Raw genomic sequence first — 20,440 nt, forward strand, 5'->3', positions numbered from 1 at the left:
CAACCGCCTTTCGTCCGAGGCCCGATAGCGGGAGGCGCGGCTGGTGCTGGATCGCGGAGGCGCCCAGGCTCCGTCGGGAGCGGCCGCCGGCGCAATCGCGGCCAGCACGGCCGAGGCCTTTCGGAAGCTCGGTGCGGCGGGCGGAACACGGCCATGGGCTACCGGCTCGCCCGAGCACGGCGGATCAGGACGCTGGCGCGGGAGAACCGCGCCCAAACCCCTCTTGCGCGCCGATCCGCGGCGCCGACTCAGCGGCGACTGACAGCGTCACACTCCGGTCCAGCAGTTGCATGGCAAAATCTTGTTGAACACTCCGGCAAGCCCTGGCCAACACCATCTGCCACGCGGCATCATGGTCAAAACCGAGCTGAGGCTATGCGGGGCGCATTAGGGTGTTTTATGGCGATTGTTCAGGTGAGGGCCTGATTTAATTCCGTTACCCCGGGTAGTAGCTTCGATGGTCAATGGCCGCCCCGCCTTTTCCGGTGCAGGAGGTATTGCTTGGTCCGGATCTTGCTGGTTGATGACCACGACGTGGTTCGCCATGGACTGCGGCACCTCCTTGAGCAACAGGAGGGCTGGGCGGTTTGTGGCGAAGCAGCCTCCGGTCGTGCGGCGGTCGAGCTGGCTCGGTCACTTACTCCCGACGTCGCCGTGATCGACGTTGCGATGCCAGACCTGAATGGCCTTGAGACAACACGGCAGATCCGAAAGGCCAGCCCTCGCACTGAAGTTCTCATCTTTACCATGCATGAGTCCGAGCAGCTTGTTCGCGAGGTGCTCGCGGCAGGCGCCAAGGGTTACCTGCTGAAGTCCGATGCTGCGCGCTCCATCGTCGCGGCGGTTGAGGCTGTGGCAGCGCGCCACCCATATTTCAATTGGAAAGTTTCCGAAACGATCCTGGATGGCTTTCTACGCATCACCAACAACTCATCAGGCGAAGGAGAGGCGGTGGGCGAACCACTCACCCCTCGCGAGCGAGAAATTGTTCAACTTATTGCTGAGGGATGCAGCAATAAGGAGACGGCCATACGTCTCGATATCAGCGTCAAGACCGTTGAAACTCATCGCGCGGCACTGATGCGCAAGATCGGCGCACATACCATCGTTGATATCATCCGCTATGCCACGCGCAATAAGCTGGCCTCGATGTGAAATCTCCAAGGCTTCGCAGAGCTTGACCCTGCCGGCGGCGCCTGCGGGGCAGAGGACGCATGGAATGGGGGACGTGCTTTCCGTGGCAGGCGGCTACGGCGCGCCACTCCTTCAGGTACACTCAAAGCTTCTCCAACCGGAACCTCTTGTTGTCGATCCAGATGAGATGAGCCAGAGGCGTTTCGGTTCGCCTAGGCAGAATCGTGAGCCGAGCGCCCATGGCCCGGATCCCGCCGCGGAAGGCATCAGAGGCATAGTCCTTGCCGCCTACAACCCAGCCCTGCGTCCATAGCAGACAGCCAGCAGGTCACGAGCGGTTCCCACGCCTCGCCGTCTGCGAGAGCCAAGGTGGTGGCCTGTCCACATCCCATCCAGAGCCCGCCCGCTTGGTGCCATGGCCGTCGCGTAGCCGGCTCAGGCGCTTGGCGCAGATTTCGGTTCTCGCCAAGAGCCAGCTTCTTCCGCCGGCGCTGACGTGTGGCGAGCGAAAATGTTGATGCCTTCGAGGAAGATCATGCCGAACGCCGCGCCATAACGCTTGATTTGCGCCAGCAGGTGCGTGCAGATGCCTGCCTTGCCACATCGAATGAAAAGTTTGGCCCTCCAGCCATCAGGCCGGGTCGGCGGGAAGGCTGTGCCGCTTGGCGCCGTCCTGAGGCCCTCAAGGATTGGCCGCGAGCCTTCGCTGCGGCTTCTTTGGAGGCACCTTGCTGCTAGACCCGATCTCCTCAATCCGAGGCTCCAACACTGCTCTGGCCGCATCTGCGAAGGCGTGGCCCCTCTCGCTTTCCGCCACATTCGGAAAATAGGGCCGGTATTCGAGATCTGGCAGGCCTCAAACCACCACTCCCTCAGGGACGTGTTCTTACTTCTTCAGGGATCGACCTGATACTGCCCATACAAAAAATGCGTGAAGCTGCCGTTTGTGAATCCTCTGGTGCAGCACATTCCCGCTGCGCATAGAGAGCCGATGGGAAGGATGGATATCATGAAGTTTTGCAGTACCTTTCGCGTTTTAGCGCTGGGCATGGCAGCCTTCGCCGGCCTTCACGCTTCCGAGGCTTCCGCCCAGCAGAAAAACTGCATCGATGTGCTTGCTGGCAACAAGCAATTCTCGCGTTTTGTGAATGGCATCGTTCATACTCACCTGTCCAACCAGATGCGAAACGCGAATGAGATAACGATCTTCGCGCCGACCAACGACGCTGTAGGTCATATCAACCAGGTTCTGCTCGACCGCTTGTTTCCCATGGAAGAGGGAAACTCTCGGCAAGCAGATCCTGTGCTGGCGCCCGCCGCGGTGGGTGCGCACATCGTTCAGGGAAAACACTCCCGTGAGCAGCTTCGTCACGGCGCCAACTTCACAACTGTTTCTGGTACGCCGCTGAGTGTGCAGGCAACGGGCGACACACTTCGCGTCCAAGGTGCTGGCGGCACGGAGGCTCGTGTTACGCAAGCTGACATTCAGTGTTCAAATGGCGTAATCCACGCCATTGATGCGCCTCTCCTTCGTTGAGCAGGCGGGGAGAAGGCGGCATCGACGATGAACTGGTGCCGCCTTCTCTACGCTTCTCTTACAAGCTGGAGGCAGCATCTTCCTTGCTGTGGCTTGCGTCAGGGACGAGTTTGCCTTGGCTGCGGAAAGGCGAAGATGAGCATCATAACGCGACATAAAAGATGGTTGGTTGCCTCCACCGCTTATCTGTTGGCCAGTGCTGCGCCTTCGCAGGCGCAATGGCGTTTTCTTGCCCCAGAGAGCGGTCAATCTCTGACAAGGGAGGATCTTGATCTGCAGCGTGCGGCAGCGCAGTCGCTTCTCGCTATGAATCCCCCCGCTCCGGGCGCTTCGAAGTCCTGGGAGAACTCTCAGTCAGGCGCGCGAGGCGAAGTATCAATGCTGCGGGCTTTCGAGCAGGGCGGGATGCCCTGCCGGGATTTGAAATATTTCCTGGCAAATTCCGGCTCCACAAATTCAACAGAAATGGTTTTGAAGCTTTGCTTGACAAAGGCCGGCGAATGGAAAGCTGTCGATTGAGGCTTATTTGGCCTGCATTCCTGGAGATGAGATCATAATCTGATATGGAGCCAAGACGGCTGCGGTTCAGGCAGACTTGGACCAACGCATTCCTCGGCGATTGCACGCGGCAGAGCTGACAAGCGCCGTCCAGAAACTGGGCAATGGCCCGGTTCCGCCCCTCACAGGCATTCGAGACGACCAGCTTCACGCCGCGCCTGACCCGTGTCTTGAGGCAGGCAGTTTAAGGCAGTGCCTCGTGTCACCCTGGAATTTTAGCTGGATCAAGGCGTAGGAGGACCGGCAACTAGGTCCTGAGCCGCCCGGCACCGGCGCGACAGAGACCGACTGGCCGCGATCACTGGCCAGGCACTGGCTCCCCCCTGTGTGGCCGCCGCGCGAGCAGCCCAGCGCTCGCCCCCACTCCTCGACTCAGGACGATGCCACGGACCTGCCGCCGTCGGGAGGTGCGCCAGCGCGTGCGAGTGGCCGAGGCTGGCTGCACGCGGCACCTGGCCAGATGTAAGTCGCCACCATGGCGAACATGCGCGGCAGGAGGCCTTGCCGCAGATGGATCTTGTCTGGCGCCCCCTCGATCGGCCCCTCCGCGTCGAAGGGGATTGCCTGCTCGGCTGATTGGGGATGAAGAGGATGGCTTCCCGCCCGATCCGCCAAAATGTCCTTGAAGGCACTTGTCGAAGCTGACCTGGTGCTCCCTCAAATCCCGGCAGATCAGTGCACCTCAGCTCCTCCACATGCGAGGTTCATGAAGTTCCTCCATACCGGTGCAGTCTCCGCTCTCTTGGTGATGCCTCCTCCGGTCCAGTTGTTGATCAAATCAGGACTCAACCGGATGCAAGGCGGAGCGGCGGTGCGTGCAAGCTTCCGTCTCGAGAGCTGCAACACACCACCTGAGCAGATAGGGGATTCCGGAGCATGAGACGCACCGCGCTTTCGCTCGCCTTCCTCATAATGGGAACGGCCGCCGCCACGGCGCAGGACAGCGCAACATCGTCCGATTCCCTGAACGCGGAGGCTTTCCGCGGCGGCAACGGAGGAGATCTTGCGCGTCTTTGCGCCGTGAAGCCTGACACCACCGCACGTGTCCTGGCCATGGGATACTGCCACGGCTTCCTGGCAGGAGTTGGTCAGGTGCATCGTGTGCTGACCGGCACCGATGGGCCATTCCATCCAATGTTTTGCCCGCCGCAGCCGCCCCCGACGCTCTTCCAGGTTGCCGAGCAGTATGTGGCCTGGATGCAGGCACATCCGGAGCATGCGGAGGAATTGGCGGTGAATGCGCTCTTGCGCTTCGCGGACGCCACCTATCCCTGCCAGTCGCCCCCCGCCGCAAGCCGGCGGCGGCGCTAGTGCCCCCATGCGTATGAAAGGAGGAGCCTTGGCGATGGAACTCTTCGGAGCAGGGCGGAGGATTGCCCTTGTGGTGCTGCTTGGCCTAGCCGCATGCGCACCGCAGACCGAGACAGGACGCACAACCACAACGGGAGCGGGTCTTGGCGCACTCAGTGGCGCGGTGGTCGGCTCGTTTTCCGGCAATGCTGGATGGGGCGCGCTGGCTGGCGCGGGTGTCGGCGCTGCCGGAGGCTACGCCGTCGGGCGCTCGCGCGAAGCTCGGCGAGATGCTTATTGGCACGGATACAACGACGCTTACCGCCGGTAGGAGACGTCCTGGAAACAGCAAAGCGAGACGCCTCTCAGGACGCCGCCTTTGTCATGGGAGGGGTGTCCGGGGAGGAGAAGGCAGCTTGGGTGCCGTTTGGAAGCTGTCGATCGTCCATTCATAGACAGCCGCGCTGGTTCGCAGCGCGCCGATGCGCGAAGCTCCGAGATCCAGGATGCTCAGGATGATCACGGTCCACATCACCGTCAGGACTGCGCCCAGAACACGCAGCGGGTTGTCGCGCAGGCCCAGTTGGAAACCGAGAGCTGCCATGCTCAACAGAGCGAGGCCGATCAGCAAGCCGACCAGCCGGCCCGGAAGTGTGAAGGCATAGGCGAAGCGCTGGGCTGTGCTTGCGTCGAAGGTGTCGTTGACGGCGCTCATGAGTGACACCGTGACTGGATCGGCGCGCTCACGCACCAGTGCCGAGATCTGCTCCCAGATTTTCTGCTGCAGCTCTCCCGTCTGGCGGTCTGCCGCACCGATGATATCCGGATCCAACGGTGCGCGCACGAACTCTGCCCGGACCCGTGCGTAGCCCTCCAGGAGATGCATGATCTCGCTGGCTCTCGGGCCGCCCACCGCCTCTGCCCGCAACCAGGCCGTTCCGATGGCATTCGCCTCCGCCAGTGTCCCCGCGCGGCGTTCGCCGAAGCGCGCGTTGGCAAAGGAAAGGGTCAGCGCCAGGACGAAGGCCAGCAGGCCAAGCATCGCGCCGACCATGACGTTGACACCTTCCCCCTCCCCTCCTTGCTTGCGTGCGGTCCGGCGCCCGAACCAGTAGCCGACCTCGCGCGCCAGGATCTGTACGAGGAGGAGCAAGGCGGCGAAGGCCGGCATGCTCCAGGTCGCGATCGCCGCGAGGAACTGCATTGCAGTGTCCATCATGTTGCCCCGTCTTGCTGTTCAGAAGCTGACACCGAGACCGACGGAGAAGCCAGAAATATTCCGGCCGAACACGTAGCGCCCGAGCAGGCGAACGCGCTCCACGTACAGGCCCAGGGCTCCAATCTTCAACGCACCAGTGTCAAGTTCCAGACCACCACCGACCTTTGTGAGATATTCGATGCCAAGTGCCGCGTCGCGTCTGCCGAAGAAGCGCGAGTGCTGCCCTTCCAGGACCCAGCGGACAGGCCGGTCAAAGGCATCCATACCGGTTGGCCAGCGTATCCGGCTCCAGAGATTGACGGTGGTCGCCTCAGTCCCGATCCCGCGAACCGCGGCCGAGGTGTCGCCGAAGGTTTCGAGATGGAAGCGTGTTCCCCGGAGCTCGACGTCGATCTCGCGCGCTGGCTGATGATCGTACCAGGCCAGCACAAGGGAGCCGCCAAGGCCCCAGGCGTTCATCCGGCCCCGGTCGAGAAAGGCGAGATTGATATCGTTGCGAAACTCAACCAGGCTTCCGAACAGCGCGGCGTCGCTCGTCACATGCGCGACTGCCGCGTTCAAGATCGGCCGCAGGTAAAGGTTCCGTGCCAGGCGGAAGTCCCATCCCACGCCGAAGGTCGCGGAAATCTGGTCCCAGCGTGCCGGCAGACGCCGCTGTTGCTCACCATCGCTGAAGACGAAGCGCGGATCGTAACGCGCATAGCCAAGATATCCTTCGAGATACAGCGGAAAGCCTTCGCTGACGGTGAAGCCGGCGCCGAGCTGTCCCAGGGTGACGCCAACATCATCATCGCTGCGGTTGATCTGCAGGGCACTCGCGGTGCCGTCGGGCACAACAGAATAGGCCAGCAGGTCGAGCACGCCCTCGGCCACGCTTCGCGGGGTGGTGCCCACAATGCCGGGTGGAAGTTGCGGCAGGCGGATCTCCTGCGCGGCCGCCTGGCCGAAGGCAGGCCCCAGGACAAGGCTCAGTCGGAGCAGGCCGAGCAATCCGCGGGCGACAAGGTGGAGCGCCTTACGCATATCCGTCACTCCTGGGCAGAGCCGATCGGATAAAGGATCGAGCCACGCAGCGGCGGTTCTGCCCCCTCCTGTCGCCAAGCCGCGCCAAGCTTCTGCTCCTTGAAGCTGCTGCCGAGGCGGGCGCACCATCCGCCAGCCCAGCCATACGCATCGCCCCGCCCTACCGCTCAGAACCTGAAAGTCAGCGACAGAAACGGACCGTTGAAGTCGAGATCCAGGCCAAAGCCGTGGCGCACACGATCGAAGGTCAGATAGCGCCAGCCGATCGCTGCCGAGACCGAGTCTGAGAAGCGATAGTCCAATGCCCCGAGTGCCTGCCAGCTAAGGTCGGAACCGGCGCCGAACCCACCAACATCGCCGTAGAGCGTGATGCCGAGCTGCGGCGACACTCGCAGGTGGTGACGGACAGCGATGACCGGGTCCGCCCAGTTCGCCGCGTTCTTGGCAATCTGGCCCGCGATCAGGCCCGAGTTGAGGGAAACCTTGGCGCTGACCCCGTAGATCCGCACGCCGGCGCCGAATTCAAGCGGCTGCTCCGACGTGCCCGCGACGCGTGCCATGCCGAGAATTGTGCCGACTGTGACCGCCGCCCGTGCATGCCCCCCGCTGAACAGCAGGTCCCTTTCCTTGATGTCGCTCTCGAGCGCCGCATAGACGAAGTCGCCGACAAGGGCGAAGCGGTCGTACCGAGCCTCCGCGGCGACCATGACCGGCACCGCCGAGAGGCTGGTGAGCACATCGCCCGATTCGAGATCGGAGGTGTGGTTGCCGACATTTGGCAGAGGTGTCTGGATGGAGCCGCCAAGCGCCGGCAGCCAGACATAGGGCGTCAGCGTGAACTGCCAGCCAGGTAGAGGCCCGCTAGCGGCCGCATTCGCGGGTTGCGCTTGCGAAGGCGGCACCGATCCAGGCAAGACGCCGCCAACGATGGCCAGGATGACGAAGGCAGCGGATCGGGGGCAGGCTTCCCTCAGCCTGCGCCACAGCGATGGCCAGCCGGGCGCGGCTCGCGCTGCACGGCCCGCGCAATCCCGGTGCGCACCCGGTTCGCCGCCCCTTACGAGAGCGCCTGCGACTAGTGTCGCCGCATGGAGCTCATCGACCAGCCCGCGGCGGGGTGTGGCGTCAGGGCTGGACATCCCATTCTGCCAGTTCGGAATCATCGCGCCCATCGCGGATCAGTCAGCCGTGGCGTGAACGTGGCTGCCACCGGGTTGAGCGGCGGCAACGGCGCGACCCTGGCAACACCGCCTGAGGAGTCGCGCAGCCGCCACTCAACGCACCGGGCGGCGGTGAGCAGCTCCGCGCCGCGCCACTGCGTGTCGGCGGCCCTGCCGTAGAGCTGCGCTTCGAGGGCTGTTGCCGCCACCGCCAGCTCAGGCACGCCGGTGATGGCGGCGAGCCGCGCGACGCGCCTCTCGCCGCCTGGCGGCAGTCGCGCGTCGGCCCATTGATAGAGCGCTGTGACGGCGGCGTGCGCGTCATTCCTGCGGCACGCAGCGGCAAGGCGAGCGAGCGGCGACGATGCGCGACGGGCGCGCCGTCGCGCCAGCCACCAGGCGGAGGCGCCGAGCGCCAGGAGGACCAGCGCCACACTAACCCAGCGCCCGGGATGAGGCGCGAACACCTCCTGCGCCGTTCCCGCCGCGGGCAATACGGTGAGCCGCACCGGCGGCACCTGCGGCGTCTGCAACCTGCCGCTGCGCGGGTCGACCCAGCTCACGCCGAAGCCCGGCAACTCCACCGTTCCCGGCTGTTGCGGCACGTAAGTCACGCTGTCGCGGCGCTCGGCACGCAGCACGCCGCGATCCGTGCTGTCCTGCAGCGCCGGCGGGTCGGGATACACGCGCACGCCTTCAGGCTCACCCCAGAGCGCGGGGGGCAGCAGCATGGCGCTGGTGTCCTCGGCCACCATCTGCACGCGGCGTGTCACCGGTTGGCCGACGCGCAGCTCGCCTCCGGCCCCCTCGGTCGAAACCTCAAGCCGGAAGGCCGGAGAGACGACGAGGCGCGCGACATCGTCAACGTTTGGAGGAAGGCGGGCCGTAAGGCGCGCTGCCTCGGTCCTGGAGCGTGCCGTGACCGGCTGGCCCTCCGAACCGCCCACGCGCACCGTCATGTCGATCGCCTCCAGCACCAGCGTGCCGGCGCTTACCGGAAACAGCGTATAGGTCCGCTGCAAGGCGGCGTAGCTCTGGCCGCCCACCCGCTCGGTGCCCGGCACGGTGTCGGCCTCGGGAAGCACCACGGCGCGGCCGGCGGTGAAGGCGAGATCGGGCCAGCGCGGCGGGTCCACGAAGCGCACGGGCGTCATCGCCGTCAGCGTCACCCTCACCCGCTGGTTCACCGTGACCGGCCCCTCGGGCGAGACCCGCAGGCGCAGCAGGAAATCCGCCGCCTCCTGCGCCCGCGCGTCCGGCAGGCCGGCCAGCAGCAGCAGGAGAAGAATGGCGGCGGCCCTCATGGCGTGCCCCCCGCCGCGGCCTGGCGGGCGAAGCGCAGGCGAAGGAAGTCCGCCGGGGTGCCGCCGACGCGGCGCATCCACAGGGCCTGGATCTCGCCGTCCGAAAGCCCCTGGCCGGGCGTGTCGCCCTGCGTCTCCCGCCGCTCGCCCTCGGGCTGCGGCGGCTGGTCGACGACGATCTGGTCCGGGTCGGGCGGGTGGGTCTCGGGCTGGTCGGTCTGGTTCGCCGCACGATCCTTCGACGCCGCCTCCCAGGCGCGCAGGAAGGCGGCGGCCAGGTCGCGGTTCTCGCGCGCCTCGGGGAAGTCGGGACGAAGTTGCAGCGCGTGGTCATAGGCCTCGATCGCCTCCGCCCAGGCGCGCGGCCGCATCATCTGCGCATTGCCGAGGTCATAGGCCGCCTCGGCCGTGTCGCCCTGGCTGAAGGCGGTGGCCGCGCCGTCGAAGTCGCCGGCGCGGTAGAGCGCCGCGCCGCGCCGCACCGGGTCGGTGAACAGGCCGGCGGCGCGCGCCGGCTCGCCCCGGTCGAGCATCAGCTGGGCGCGCTGGTCCGGCGTCAGCCAGAGCTGCCAGAACCAGTTCAGGTCGCCCTCCGCCGCCATGGCCGGGCGGGCACCGAGGGCGAGCAGCAGCAGCGCCGCCAGGAAGCCGCGGCGGGCGAAAAGCAACGCCATTGGCACGGCCAGCAGCGCCACCCAGGGGCCGGCATCCCGCCAGCGCATCGCTGGGTCGTCGGCGGGCGCGGTGGCGAAGTTGCGGCGCGCCAGCGCGGCGACCTGGTCCACATCCGCCGTGTCCGGTGCCGGCGCCACCACGGTGGCACCGGGAGCGCCGGCGAAGGGGCCCTGCCCGGTCGCCAGCAGCACAATGGCGTGGGGGCCCGCCTGCCCGGCGGCGGCCTGGAAGGCGGCGGCCTGCGTGGCCGGCACCGCCGGCGTCACCAGCACCACCGTGCCGGCGCCGCCCTCCCCCGCCTCCAGCATCGCCAGCCCCGCCTCCAGCGCTGCCCCGGCGGCATCGCCGTCGCGCGGCATCACCTTGGGCGAGAGCGCGTCGAGATAGGCCTCGATCAGGCGCGGGTCGTCGGTGGGCGGCAGCGCCGGGTGGGCGCTGCCGGCATAGGCGACGAGGCCGGTCCGCGCCCCGGCCCGCGCCGCCACCAGGTCGCGCACCTTGCGCTTGCCGGCCGCCAGCGCCGGCTCCGCCGCGCGGGAAAGGTCGAGCGCCACCACCAGCCGGGCGCTGTCCGCGACAAAGGGGCTGGGCTCGCGCCGCCAGCTCGGCCCGGCCAGCGCCACGGCCAGCACGGGGAACAGCAGCAGCGCGACGGTCGCCGGCCGCAGGCGCGGCGGCACCCCGTCCCGCACCAGCAGGGCGGCGAGCAGGTGCGGCGCGACCACGCCGCGCCAGCCGCCGGCGCCACGCCGCCGGGCGCGCTCCAGCAGCAGGGCGGCCGGTCCCGCCAGGGCGAGCAGCAGCCACCAGGGCCGCAGGACGTGGAAGGCGGCGAGGAACCCGCTCATGCCGCCCTCCGCCCCGGCGCCAGCGGCCCGGTGCCGAGCAGCAGCGCCGCGAGCAGCGCGAAGCCGGCGAGCGGCCAGGCGAAAAGCGGCGTGCGCGGGCGCCAGGAGACCGCCTGCGCGGGCGTCGGCTCCATCGCGTCGATCCGCCGGTAGGCCTCGGCCAGCGCGGCGGGGTCGGAGGCATGGAAATGCGCGCCGCCGGTCGCCTGCGCGATGGCGTCGAGGGCGGCGAGGTCGAGCGCCGCCTCGCCGGCCGCTGCCGGGTCGCCGAGCGAGACGGCGTAGATCCGGACGCCCAGGTTGCCGGCGATGGCGGCGGCGCGGGCCGGTGGCACGCGGCTGCCGGTGTCGTTGCCGTCGGTCAGCAGCACCAGCAGCCGGCCGGTCACCTTGGCGCGCTCGAAGGTCCGCGCGGCGAGGCCGATGGCGTCGCCGATCATGGTCTGCGGCCCGGCCATGCGCGGGAAGGCCTCGTCGAGCAGGGCAAGCAGCGCGGCATGGTCGCGCGTGAAGGGAGCGAGCACGAAGGCGGAGGTGCCGAAGACGATCAGCCCGAGCCGGTCGTCCTCGCGGCGCGCGATGAACTCCTTCAGCACGGCGCGCGCGGAATCCAGCCGGCTCTCCATGCCGCCGGAGCCGGGCATGTCCTCCGCCGCCATGGAGCCCGAGAGGTCGAGCGCCAGCAGCACGTCGCGCCCGCCGGTCTCCCGCGTCACCGGCGGCTCGATCCGCACCGGCGCGGCCAGGGCGAGCACCAGCAGCAGCCAGGCCAGCAGCGCCAGCGCGGCGCGCAGCCAGCCCGGGCGCGGCGCCTCGGGCTGGGGCGGCCCGGCCTCCCCGGCGATCCGCGCCAGCATGGGCAGGCGCAGCGCCAGGCCGGGCTCGCGGTAGGCGGGCAGCAGCAGCCAGGCGAGCAGCGGCAGCGGCAGCAGGGCGAGCGCCCAGGGCTGGTCAAGCGCGAGGGTCATGGCGCCGGATCCACTGCGCCGCCGCCGCCCGCACCTCGGGGGGCGCCGCAGGGGCGTAGGCGAGGCCGGCAAGGCGCTCCGCCATGGCCGCGCCGAGCGCAGCGCGCGGCGCGCTGCGGCGCAGGAAGGCGGCCCAGTCCGCGCCGGAGAGCGCCGCCACCCGCTCGCGCGGCCAGGCCGCGAGGGCGGTGCGCTTCAGCAGCGCCGCAATCTCCGCCGGACCGGCCCCGGCGAGCGCCCGCAGGGCGTCGCGCCGGTAGGCATCGCGGCGCCAGGCGCGCCAGGCCCGCAGCGCCAGCCAGCCGAGCAGCGCCAGCACCAGCAGCAGCAGCACCAGCCAGGCGGGCGTGGCCGGCCAGAAGGCGACCGGCGGCGGCTCGATCAGCCCGTGCATGGCCGCGCGGCTGGGCATGGCGTCGGGGTTCATGTGGAGCGCCTCCGCTTCGGCGCGGCGGCGCCGCCGAGCAGGCGGCGGAGCTGCGGGGCGGCATCCTCCTCCGTCCCGATCGGCAGCACCGGCGTCTCCAGCCGGATGCCGCCGCGCCGCACCGCCTCCAGCCGCCGCTCGTGCGCCGCCCGCACCTTCGCCCCGAGCCCGCCGCGCCCGGGGTCCAGCACCACCACCCGCGCGCCGTCCGCCGTGGCGCGGCCCTGCCAGGGCGGCGCCGGCAGGGCGCGCTCCAGCGGATCGGACACGGTGACGGCGATGACGTCGTTGTGCCGCGCGATGCGGCCGATGGCCTGGTCGGCGGCGAGGTCGAAGGCCTGCAGGTCGGCCGCGACCAGCACCAGCCAGTCATGCCCCGCGATCGCCTCCGCCCGCGCCAGGGCGGCGTTCAGCGGGCCGGCGCCGACCGGGCGCGGCGGCGCGGCGGGCAGCGCCGCGGCGCGGGCGGCGAGGGCGCCCAGCACGCGCATCACCGCCGCGCGGCTGCGCTGCGGGTGGTGCTCCTCCAGCCCGTCATCGCCGAACACGATGGCGCCCACCCGGTCGCCGAAGCGCAGGCTGAGCCAGGCGGCGAGCGCCGTCGCCTCGGCGATCACCGCCGCCTTGGTCGCGTGCACGCTGCCGAAGAAGGTGGCGGCGGTGAGGTCGGCCAGCAGCAGCGTCGGGCGGTCGCGCTCCTCGGTGAAGACGCGGGTCTGGGTGCGGCCGGTGCGGGCGCTGGCGCGCCAGTCGATCTGCCGCACGTCGTCGCCGGGGCGGTAGGCGCGCAGCTCCTCGAAGGCGAGGCCGCGGCCGCGGATGCGCGAGGCGCGGCGCCCGGCCAGCAGGCTGGTGACCGGCTGGCGGTGCAGGAAGGAGAAGCCGCGCGCCTGGAACTGGCAGCGGATCAGCGCGCCGAGCGTCGGGACCAGGCGCGGGTCGGGGCCGGGCGCGTCCATCGGCTCAGGCCACCGCGACCAGCGACAGCAGCCGCTCCACGGCCGCGTCGGCGGAGACCCGCTCCGCGCTCGCCTCGTAGCTGAGGATCAGGCGGTGCCGCAGCACGTCGGGCGCGACGGCCCGCACGTTGTCGGGCGTCACCTGCGGCTGGCCCGCCAGCCAGGCATGGGCGCGCGCCGCGCGGTCGAGCGCGATGGTCGCGCGCGGGCTGGCGCCCACCTCGATCCAGGTGCCGAGCTCGCGGTCCAGCGCGGCGGGGGCGCGCGTGGCGCAGACGAGGGCGACGATGTAGTCCTCGATCGCCTCCACCACCGTCAGGCGGGAGAGCTCGGCGCGGGCGTCGAAGACCGCCTGCTGCGGGATCGGCGGGGGCGCCGCCGCGCCGCCGCCGTGCCGCGCCTGCTCCTCGCCGCGCACGAGGCGGAGGATGGCGCGCTCGTCCGCGTCGGGCGGATAGTCCACCGAGACCTTCATCAGGAAGCGATCGAGCTGCGCCTCCGGCAGCGGGTAGGTGCCCTCCTGCTCGATCGGGTTCTGCGTCGCCATCACCATGAACAGCGGCGGCAGCGCGTGGGTGGTGCCGCCGACGGTGACCTGGCGCTCCTCCATCGCCTCCAGCAGCGCGGACTGCACCTTGGCGGGGGCGCGGTTGATCTCGTCCACCAGCACGATGCTGCCGAAGACCGGCCCCGGCTCGAAGCGGAACTTCCCGGTGGCCGCCTCGTAGATGTCGCTGCCCACCACGTCGGCGGGCAAAAGGTCCGGCGTGAACTGGATGCGGCGGAAGGCCGCCTCCAGGTTCCGCGCCAGCGCCTTGACCGCGCGCGTCTTGGCGACGCCGGGCAGGCCCTCGACCAGCACGTTGCCATCCGCCAGCAGCGCGACGAGCAGCCGCTCGATCACCCGCTCCTGGCCGATGATGGCCTCGCCCATGCGGGCGCGGAGGTCCGCGAAGGCGGCGCGTGGGCTTATGACCGCGCCTTCGGACATCACCGGCCCACCGGCGGCGAAAGGCTTTCGAGCTGCTGGAGCCGTTGCAGCGCCTCCGTCGCCCGCAGCGTGTTGTAGCCGATGCCGGCGGCGTTCAGGGAGTTGCCCGTCTGCATCGGGAACTGATCGAGAGTGCCGATGAACTCCTTGATCTTGCCCTGCACGGGCACGAGCAGCCACATCAGATCGGCATACCAGCGGATATAGTTGCTCGCCTCCGACGGAGCTTTCTCGTACGGATCGGCCCGCAGGTTGATGATCACCGGCCAGGCCGGCACCGAGCGCGTGCCAGTGGCGATGTTGCCGACCAGCGTCGCGAAATGGATTTTCCAGTCGTCCCAGCGCACGGCGTTCAGCTCGCCGCCCTGCCCGAAGTAGTAGATGGTGTCGCGCGGCCCCTTCGGCGCGTCGGCCGGGCGCACCGCGGGGGGAGGCACCGGCTGCGGCGTGCGCAGCGTCTGGAAGAAGGGCAGGAAGTTCTGCCCGTCGGCATGGATCTTCCAGGTCTTGCCCAGCGCCTGATGCCCGTTGGCCAGCTTCTGCACGATGTCGGGCTCGCCGGCCGCGGCGAGCAGCGTCGGCATCCAGTCCTCATGCGACATCATGTCGTTGATGACGGTGCCGGGGGCGATGACGCCGGGCCAGCGCACCAGCTGCGGAACGCGGAAGCCACCCTCCCAGGTGGTGCCCTTCTCGCCGTGGAAGGGCGTTATTCCGCCATCCGGCCAGGAGCCGACCTCCGCGCCATTGTCGGTCGAGTAGATGACGATGGTGTTGTCGGCGATGCCGAGCTGGTCGAGCTTGTTGAGCAACTGCCCGACATGGCCGTCATGCTCGACCATGCCGTCGGGGTAGAGGCCGACCCCCGTGGTGCCCTGCGAAGCCGGCTTCAGGTGCGTCCAGACATGCATCCGCGTGCTGTTGAACCACATGAAGAACGGCTTCTTCGCCTGGTTCTGGCGGTCGATGAAGTCGAGCCCGGCGGCGAGGAACTCCTCGTCCACCGTCTCCATCCGCTTACGGTTCAGCGGCCCGGTATCCTCGATGCGGCCATCGGCATTGCTGCGGATGACGCCGCGTGGGCCAAATTTCTGCCGGAAGGCCGGGTCCTTCGGGTAGTAGTAGGTTTCCGGCTCCTCCTCGGCATTCAGGTGGTAGAGGTTGCCGAAGAACTCGTCGAAGCCGTTGTTGGTGGGCAGGTGCTTGTCCCGATCGCCCAGATGGTTCTTGCCGAACTGCGCGGTGGCGTAGCCGCGCTCCTTCAGCAGCGTCGCGATGGTTGGCGACCACTCCGGGATGCCATGCGGATCGCCCGGCATGCCGATGGTGAGCAGCCCGGTGCGGAACGGATGCTGGCCGAGGATGAAGGAAGCACGACCGGCGGTGCAGGATTGCTGGCCGTAGGCGTCGGTGAAGATCGCGCCCTCGCGCCCGATGCGGTCGATATTGGGCGTGCGGTAGCCCATGATGCCATGATTGTAGGCGCTGACGTTGCTGACGCCGATGTCGTCACCCCAGATGACGAGGATGTTCGGCGTCGTGCCTGCGGCCGGTGCGGCTCCGCCTTCCGCCGGGCGCTGCGCCTGCTGGGCGCGGGCTCCGCCCATGCCAGTGAGGGCGGGCGCGGCCAGCGCGGCGGCGCTGCCCAGCAACATGGTCCGCCGGTTCGGTTGATCAGCCATCCTTACCCTCCTCGCTTCCGACAGCGCCGCAGCCGGCAGGGCCGCCGCGTTTCAGCCTTCAGGGAAAGACGCGCGACCAGTCCTCGCGCATCGAGACGAGTTGCCAGCCGCGCCGAGGCGCCTCCTCCATCGCCTTCGCCAGGCGGCCGGTATGGCTGTCGCGGTCGTAGGCGTATTCGCGCGCCGCGTCGTCATGGTGCACCAGCATTCCGAAGCGGCGGCCCGGCCCCTCCGTGGCATAGCGGAGCATCTGGTAGTCGCCATCCGAGTTGCCGAAGGCGGCGATCGGGCGCTGGCCGATATGGCGGGCGATGCCGACCGGCTTGCCCGGCCCGTCATCCACGAAATCCACCTTCGGCTCGCGCGTCAGCGTGATCCGGCCATCCTGCTCGCCCGGGGTGAGCGCGAAGCTGGAGCCGACAACCTGGTGCGGCGGAATGCCATAGGTCTCGGCCGAGAAGGTGCGGACGAACTCGACGCCGCCGCCGGAGACGATGAAGGTGGTGAAGCCCTTGCTCCGCAGGAAGCTCAGCACCTCCAGCATCGGCTGGTAGATGAGGCTCGTGTAGGGCCGCCCCCATTTGGGGTCGCGCGCGGAGGCGAGCCACTGCGTGGCGATGCGCTGGAACTCCTCGGGGCTGTTGCCGGCCTGCGCCACCCCGGCAAGGCGCAGCAGCCCCTCCACGCCCTGCGCGGAAGCGCCGGCGATGTCACCCGCGATGGCCGCGCGCAGCAGCGGATCCTGCTGCCATTCCGGATGCTGGGGCGCGAGTTCGCGAATCCGGTCGAAGGCGAAGATGAACTGCGTGTAGATGGGTTGTTCCACCCAAAGGCAGCCGTCGTTGTCGAAGGTCGCGATCCGCGCGCCGGGCGGCACGAAATCCGGTCCGCCCTCCGTGGTGACGGCAGCGACGAAATCAAGCAGCGCGCGTCGGCGTGGCCCGTCCCGCCAGGAGGGCAAGGGGTCGGCCCCCTGCGCGCGGGCAACGCGCGGTGCGGCCAGTGCCGCGCTCGCGAGGAGCAGCGCGTGGCGTCGTCGCAGGCCGTGGGATGCTGGCATCATGGCGATCACATTCCCGGTCCGGGTCGGGGGCTCGGGCGGGCGGCCACGGAAGCGGCCGCCCGCGATTGATCAGGCGCTCAGCCGCCGCCGGCGGCTCCCTGCTCCAGCTGGCGCAGCACGCCTTCCAGGTTGAAGGAGTCGGGCTTCTGCCGCGGCGGGAATTCGCGGAAGGACTCGTAGAACTGGCGGGCCATCGCCTGCGCCGGCACCAGCAGATAGACCCTGGAGAGCAGCCAGTCGTTGTAGGTGTTGCTCGAATCGTCGGCGCGCTCGAAGGGATCCATGCGCAGGTCGAACAGCTTCGGGACGCGCAGCTCGATGAACGGCTCCCGCCAGACCCCGAAGCCGACGCCGCGGTTCTCCAGGAAGACGACCTTCCAGCGCTCGTAGCGCATGGCGACCATCTGCCCGTCGTCGTTGAAGTAGAAGAACTCCTTGCGCGGTCCATCCTCCGTCTGCCCGGTCAGCAGCGGCAGCTGGTTGTAGCCGTCCAGGTGGACCTTGTAGGTGCGTCCCCCCGCGTTGAAGCCATCCAGCAGCTTCTGCTTGATGCCGTCGTCGCCCGCCGCGGCGACGAGCGTGGGGAACCAGTCGAGGTTCGAGACGATCTGGTTGGTGACGCTGCCCGGCTTGATGTGCCCCGGCCAGCGCACGGCGAAGGGCACGCGGTAGGCGCCTTCCCAGTTCGAGTTCTTCTCGCTGCGGAAGGGGGTGATGCCGGCATCCGGCCAGGTGTTGAAGTGCGGGCCGTTGTCGGTTCCGTAGACGACGATGGTGTTGTCCGCGATGCCGAGATCTTCGATCTTCTTCAGCATCTGGCCGACCTGGTCGTCATGCTGCAGCATGCCGTCGGCGTATTCGTCGAGGCCGGAGCGGCCGCGGTAGTCGGACGGGACATGCGTGCGGAAATGCATGCGCGTGGTGTTGAACCAAACGAACATCGGCTGGTTCGCCGAATGCTTGCGGTCCATGAAGTCGAGCGCCGCGGTCAGGAACTCGCTGTCGATCGTCTCCATGCGCTTCTTGGTCAGCGGGCCGGTGTTCTCGATCCGGCCATCGGCGAAGCTCTTGATCACGCCGCGCGGACCGAAGCGGCGGCGGAACTCCGGGTTCTTCGGATAATCCTCGTTCTCCGGCTCCTCCTCGGCGTTGAGGTGGTAGAGGTTGCCGAAGAACTCATCGAAGCCGTGGTTGGTGGGCAGGTGTTCGTCGCGGTCGCCCAGGTGGTTCTTGCCGAACTGGCCCGTCGAGTAGCCCATGCCCTTGAGGATGGTGGCGATGGTCGGGTCCTCGGCCTGCATGCCGGCCGCGGCGCCGGGAAGGCCGACCTTGGAGAGGCCGGTGCGCACCGGCGTCTGCCCGGTGATGAAGGCGGAGCGGCCCGCGGTGCAGGACTGCTCCGCGTAGTAGTCGGTGAAGGCCATGCCCTCGTTGAAGATGCGGTCGATGTTGGGCGTGCGGTAGCCCATCATTCCGCGGTTGTTGTAGCTGAGATTCCAGAACCCAATATCGTCGCCCCAGATGACGATGATGTTCGGCTTGTCACCCGCCGCCTGCTGCGTGCCCTGCTGCTGCGCCGATTGTTGCTGCGCCGGTTGTTGCTGTGCCTGGGCGAAGCGCGCGCCGGCGACCATGGGGGCGGCAAGGGTGGCCGCACTGCCCAGCAGCATGGCGCGGCGATTGGGATTCTCGCTCATATGGCTCTCCTCGGGGCCTATCGGCCAGGGCTGTCGATTCAAGTCCTCGGCGAACGCTTCAGGAGTTGCGCCGTCTTCGGCGGAGCGGCAGAAACGCCAGCCGTCCCCGTCGTTCTTTCACATTCCCCCGCTGGCCGGCCGCGACACGCAGCGGAAGCCGATATGGCAGGTGGAAGTGTCCTCCGCCTCCGCATGGCGGGCGGCAGGGCGGTAGCGGCGGCAGGCATTGGGCGCGCAGAGAAAGCTGCCGCCCTTCAGCACCCGCCGCGCGATGCGGATGGCGGGGTGCGCCGGGTCGTAGCTCGCCTCCGCCGAGGCGACGCGCGGGTTGCGCGGGATGCAGCAGGGCTTGGCCGCGTCGCCGGGGTGGCGGGGCTGCCAGTAGTCCTGCGTCCATTCCCAGACGTTGCCGATCATGTCGGAAAGCCCGTAGCCGTTCGGCGGAAAGGCGCCGACCGGGCTGGTGGCCTCCCAGCCGTCCTCCCGCGTGTTCTTCCAGGGGAACTGGCCCTGCCAGGTGTTGGCCATGATCCGGCCGCCCGGCCGCATCACCTCGCCCCAGGCGAAAGCGGCGCCGTCCAGGCCGCCACGCGCGGCGAACTCCCATTCCGCCTCGCTCGCCAGGTCCTTGCCCGCCCAGCGCGCATAGGCGAGCGCATCGGCATAGGCGATATGGACCACCGGATGCTTTTCCAGGCCCTTGAGGGAGGAACCGGGGCCATAGGGCTCGCGCCACCAGGCGCCGCGGCGGTACTCCCACCACAGGCCCCACTGCGTCAGGTCCACTGGCCGCTTCGTTTTGCGGAACACCAGGCTGCCGGCATAGAGCATGTGCGGCAGCGCGCCGGGATAGTCGCGCGGGTCGGGCGGCACCTCCGCCAGCGTGACGTGCCCCGTGGCGGCGACGAAGGCGGCGAACTCGCGGTTGGTGACCGGCGCGCGGTCGATCCAGAACCCGTCCACCGTGACCCGGTGCACCGGCGCCTCCTCGGCGTAGTGCGCCTCCGAGCCCATGCGGAAGGTGCCGCCGGGGATCCAGGTCATGCCCGGCGGCGCCTCCAGGGCGGTGTCCATCACGGCGCTCATCGCGGGAACACGAAGACAAGGTTGAAGCGGAGGCCCCAGTCCGGCCCGCCATCCGGCGAGGCGGCTATGTAGCGCAACCCGCCGCCGATCTGCACGCGCTGGCCGCCGAGGTTCACCAGCTGGTTCACCCCGAGGTTTATCGGCACCGTCCATTCCCGGCGCGACCAGTCGTAGGTGCTTTCTGTGTTCAGGAAGTAGGTTGTCTGCGACGGCGTCACGTAGTTGATGAAGGGCTGCAGGAAGGTCGCGTCCACGTCCTCGCTGCGGTCCGGCGTGCCGCCGAGGCTCCAGATGTGGTTGGCCAGCGCGCCAACGATCCAGGGCCCCGCTTGCCGCAGGATCACGCCGGTCGGGCCGGCGCCCCATTGCCGCTGGCCCAGCCCGTCGGTGGCCGTGGGGTAGAGGAAGGCAGGCCCGACGCCCCAGGTGATGCCGGACTCGGTCGGCCGCGCCGGGGAAAGGAAGAAGCTCTGCACCACGTCGCCAAGGCCGGTGCGGTGGTCGGGATAGACCCGCTCGACATGGCTGAACGGAAGGATCGTTCGGGTGATCAGGTTCCAGTCGCTGCTCAGCGAGATGGGGATCACGGGCTGGATGTTCAGCGTGTAGCGGAACGCGTCGCCGGTGCCGCCGCCATAGTCCAGATTGCTCTGGAACGGCACGCTGATCAGGCTCGCAACCGGGTTGGCAAGCTGCTTCGCAAGCTCGTCCTGGCTGTCCTGTGCCGGCGCGCGCTTGGGCACGAGCAGGCTCATCACGCTGCAAGCTACGCAGAGCAGCCGGATTGCGACATTTGTCTCGGCCCTTTCCCGGGCGCAA

General features: G+C 68.6%; 19 protein-coding genes. 5 read left to right on the forward strand and 14 right to left on the reverse strand.

The features are described from left to right. The first annotated feature begins 501 nt into the window (after positions 1-501). The 5 genes from E0493_RS09395 to E0493_RS09415 all read left to right on the forward strand — a co-directional run bounded on the left by E0493_RS09395 (position 502) and on the right by E0493_RS09415 (position 4,850). Positions 502-1,155, forward strand: coding sequence for a response regulator (locus E0493_RS09395; RefSeq protein ID WP_160936676.1), 654 nt, complete (start codon positions 502-504; stop codon positions 1,153-1,155). A 910-nt stretch (positions 1,156-2,065) separates the two neighbouring features. Next, a complete protein-coding gene (locus E0493_RS09400) occupies positions 2,066-2,671 on the forward strand; it encodes a fasciclin domain-containing protein (protein WP_160936677.1) in 606 nt (201 codons plus the stop codon). Between the two features lie 135 nt (positions 2,672-2,806). Further along, positions 2,807-3,190, forward strand: coding sequence for an RT0821/Lpp0805 family surface protein (locus E0493_RS09405; protein ID WP_160936678.1), 384 nt, complete (start codon positions 2,807-2,809; stop codon positions 3,188-3,190). A 915-nt stretch (positions 3,191-4,105) separates the two neighbouring features. Continuing rightward, positions 4,106-4,540 (forward strand): Rap1a/Tai family immunity protein, encoded by a 435-nt coding sequence (locus E0493_RS09410; RefSeq protein WP_160936679.1) that lies wholly within the window; start codon positions 4,106-4,108, stop codon positions 4,538-4,540. Between the two features lie 34 nt (positions 4,541-4,574). Beyond that, positions 4,575-4,850: a glycine zipper domain-containing protein gene (locus tag E0493_RS09415; protein ID WP_160936680.1), complete on the forward strand. Its 276-nt coding sequence runs from the start codon at positions 4,575-4,577 to the stop codon at positions 4,848-4,850. Between the two features lie 51 nt (positions 4,851-4,901). Here E0493_RS09415 and E0493_RS09420 read toward each other — a convergent pair whose 3' ends face one another. From E0493_RS09420 to E0493_RS09485, 14 genes are all read right to left on the reverse strand, one after another. Next, positions 4,902-5,738 carry a hypothetical protein gene (locus E0493_RS09420; RefSeq protein WP_235913673.1) on the reverse strand — a complete coding sequence of 279 codons (837 nt, stop codon included), beginning with the start codon at positions 5,736-5,738 and terminating at the stop codon, positions 4,902-4,904. 18 nt (positions 5,739-5,756) lie between these two features. Further along, positions 5,757-6,761 (reverse strand): autotransporter domain-containing protein, encoded by a 1,005-nt coding sequence (locus tag E0493_RS09425; RefSeq protein WP_202397010.1) that lies wholly within the window; start codon positions 6,759-6,761, stop codon positions 5,757-5,759. A gap of 167 nt (positions 6,762-6,928) precedes the next feature. After that, complete coding sequence (locus tag E0493_RS09430) at positions 6,929-7,933, reverse strand: porin family protein (protein ID WP_160936681.1); 1,005 nt, start codon at positions 7,931-7,933, stop codon at positions 6,929-6,931. Then, on the reverse strand, positions 7,921-9,225 hold the full coding sequence (locus tag E0493_RS09435; protein WP_160936682.1) for a BatD family protein: 1,305 nt from the start codon (positions 9,223-9,225) through the stop codon (positions 7,921-7,923). The genes E0493_RS09430 and E0493_RS09435 overlap by 13 nt, the downstream gene beginning before the upstream one ends. After that, positions 9,222-10,748, reverse strand: coding sequence for a VWA domain-containing protein (locus E0493_RS09440; RefSeq protein ID WP_160936683.1), 1,527 nt, complete (start codon positions 10,746-10,748; stop codon positions 9,222-9,224). Before E0493_RS09440 ends, E0493_RS09435 begins: the two co-directional genes overlap by 4 nt. Further along, on the reverse strand, positions 10,745-11,716 hold the full coding sequence (locus tag E0493_RS09445) for a VWA domain-containing protein (RefSeq protein ID WP_160936684.1): 972 nt from the start codon (positions 11,714-11,716) through the stop codon (positions 10,745-10,747). The genes E0493_RS09440 and E0493_RS09445 overlap by 4 nt, the downstream gene beginning before the upstream one ends. Continuing rightward, entirely contained in the window at positions 11,700-12,143 is a 444-nt protein-coding gene (locus tag E0493_RS09450; protein WP_160936685.1) for a DUF4381 domain-containing protein, read from the reverse strand. Before E0493_RS09450 ends, E0493_RS09445 begins: the two co-directional genes overlap by 17 nt. Next, positions 12,140-13,102: a DUF58 domain-containing protein gene (locus E0493_RS09455; RefSeq protein WP_160936686.1), complete on the reverse strand. Its 963-nt coding sequence runs from the start codon at positions 13,100-13,102 to the stop codon at positions 12,140-12,142. Before E0493_RS09455 ends, E0493_RS09450 begins: the two co-directional genes overlap by 4 nt. Before the next feature lie 4 nt (positions 13,103-13,106). Then, positions 13,107-14,093: an AAA family ATPase gene (locus E0493_RS09460; RefSeq protein WP_160936687.1), complete on the reverse strand. Its 987-nt coding sequence runs from the start codon at positions 14,091-14,093 to the stop codon at positions 13,107-13,109. Then, positions 14,093-15,775 (reverse strand): arylsulfatase, encoded by a 1,683-nt coding sequence (locus E0493_RS09465; RefSeq protein WP_202397011.1) that lies wholly within the window; start codon positions 15,773-15,775, stop codon positions 14,093-14,095. The genes E0493_RS09460 and E0493_RS09465 overlap by 1 nt, the downstream gene beginning before the upstream one ends. Before the next feature lie 58 nt (positions 15,776-15,833). After that, positions 15,834-16,838 carry an HAD family hydrolase gene (locus tag E0493_RS09470; protein ID WP_202397012.1) on the reverse strand — a complete coding sequence of 335 codons (1,005 nt, stop codon included), beginning with the start codon at positions 16,836-16,838 and terminating at the stop codon, positions 15,834-15,836. Between the two features lie 77 nt (positions 16,839-16,915). Then, the gene (locus E0493_RS09475) at positions 16,916-18,535 is read right to left on the reverse strand and encodes an arylsulfatase (protein WP_160936688.1); all 1,620 of its coding nucleotides are present in this window, start codon (positions 18,533-18,535) and stop codon (positions 16,916-16,918) included. Between the two features lie 117 nt (positions 18,536-18,652). Further along, positions 18,653-19,609 carry a formylglycine-generating enzyme family protein gene (locus E0493_RS09480; RefSeq protein ID WP_202397013.1) on the reverse strand — a complete coding sequence of 319 codons (957 nt, stop codon included), beginning with the start codon at positions 19,607-19,609 and terminating at the stop codon, positions 18,653-18,655. An 8-nt stretch (positions 19,610-19,617) separates the two neighbouring features. After that, a complete protein-coding gene (locus E0493_RS09485; RefSeq protein ID WP_160936690.1) occupies positions 19,618-20,376 on the reverse strand; it encodes a transporter in 759 nt (252 codons plus the stop codon). Positions 20,377-20,440: the final 64 nt, after the last annotated feature.

It is taken from the genome of Teichococcus coralli, from assembly GCF_009829925.1.
Lineage (GTDB): Bacteria > Pseudomonadota > Alphaproteobacteria > Acetobacterales > Acetobacteraceae > Pseudoroseomonas > Pseudoroseomonas coralli.

Bases quoted from the DNA above. Each gene is read 5' to 3' on its own strand.
- E0493_RS09405 (WP_160936678.1), top strand. From the start codon at position 2,807: ATGAGCATCATAACGCGACATAAAAGATGGTTGGTTGCCTCCACCGCT.
- E0493_RS09410 (WP_160936679.1), top strand. From the start codon at position 4,106: ATGAGACGCACCGCGCTTTCGCTCGCCTTCCTCATAATGGGAACGGCC.
- E0493_RS09415 (WP_160936680.1), top strand. From the start codon at position 4,575: ATGGAACTCTTCGGAGCAGGGCGGAGGATTGCCCTTGTGGTGCTGCTT.
- E0493_RS09420 (WP_235913673.1), bottom strand. From the start codon at position 5,738: ATGATGGACACTGCAATGCAGTTCCTCGCGGCGATCGCGACCTGGAGC.
- E0493_RS09425 (WP_202397010.1), bottom strand. From the start codon at position 6,761: ATGCGTAAGGCGCTCCACCTTGTCGCCCGCGGATTGCTCGGCCTGCTC.
- E0493_RS09430 (WP_160936681.1), bottom strand. From the start codon at position 7,933: ATGGGCGCGATGATTCCGAACTGGCAGAATGGGATGTCCAGCCCTGAC.
- E0493_RS09435 (WP_160936682.1), bottom strand. From the start codon at position 9,225: ATGAGGGCCGCCGCCATTCTTCTCCTGCTGCTGCTGGCCGGCCTGCCG.
- E0493_RS09440 (WP_160936683.1), bottom strand. From the start codon at position 10,748: ATGAGCGGGTTCCTCGCCGCCTTCCACGTCCTGCGGCCCTGGTGGCTG.
- E0493_RS09445 (WP_160936684.1), bottom strand. From the start codon at position 11,716: ATGACCCTCGCGCTTGACCAGCCCTGGGCGCTCGCCCTGCTGCCGCTG.
- E0493_RS09450 (WP_160936685.1), bottom strand. From the start codon at position 12,143: ATGAACCCCGACGCCATGCCCAGCCGCGCGGCCATGCACGGGCTGATC.
- E0493_RS09455 (WP_160936686.1), bottom strand. From the start codon at position 13,102: ATGGACGCGCCCGGCCCCGACCCGCGCCTGGTCCCGACGCTCGGCGCG.
- E0493_RS09460 (WP_160936687.1), bottom strand. From the start codon at position 14,093: ATGTCCGAAGGCGCGGTCATAAGCCCACGCGCCGCCTTCGCGGACCTC.
- E0493_RS09465 (WP_202397011.1), bottom strand. From the start codon at position 15,775: ATGGCTGATCAACCGAACCGGCGGACCATGTTGCTGGGCAGCGCCGCC.
- E0493_RS09470 (WP_202397012.1), bottom strand. From the start codon at position 16,838: ATGATGCCAGCATCCCACGGCCTGCGACGACGCCACGCGCTGCTCCTC.
- E0493_RS09475 (WP_160936688.1), bottom strand. From the start codon at position 18,535: ATGAGCGAGAATCCCAATCGCCGCGCCATGCTGCTGGGCAGTGCGGCC.
- E0493_RS09480 (WP_202397013.1), bottom strand. From the start codon at position 19,609: ATGGACACCGCCCTGGAGGCGCCGCCGGGCATGACCTGGATCCCCGGC.
- E0493_RS09485 (WP_160936690.1), bottom strand. From the start codon at position 20,376: ATGAGCCTGCTCGTGCCCAAGCGCGCGCCGGCACAGGACAGCCAGGAC.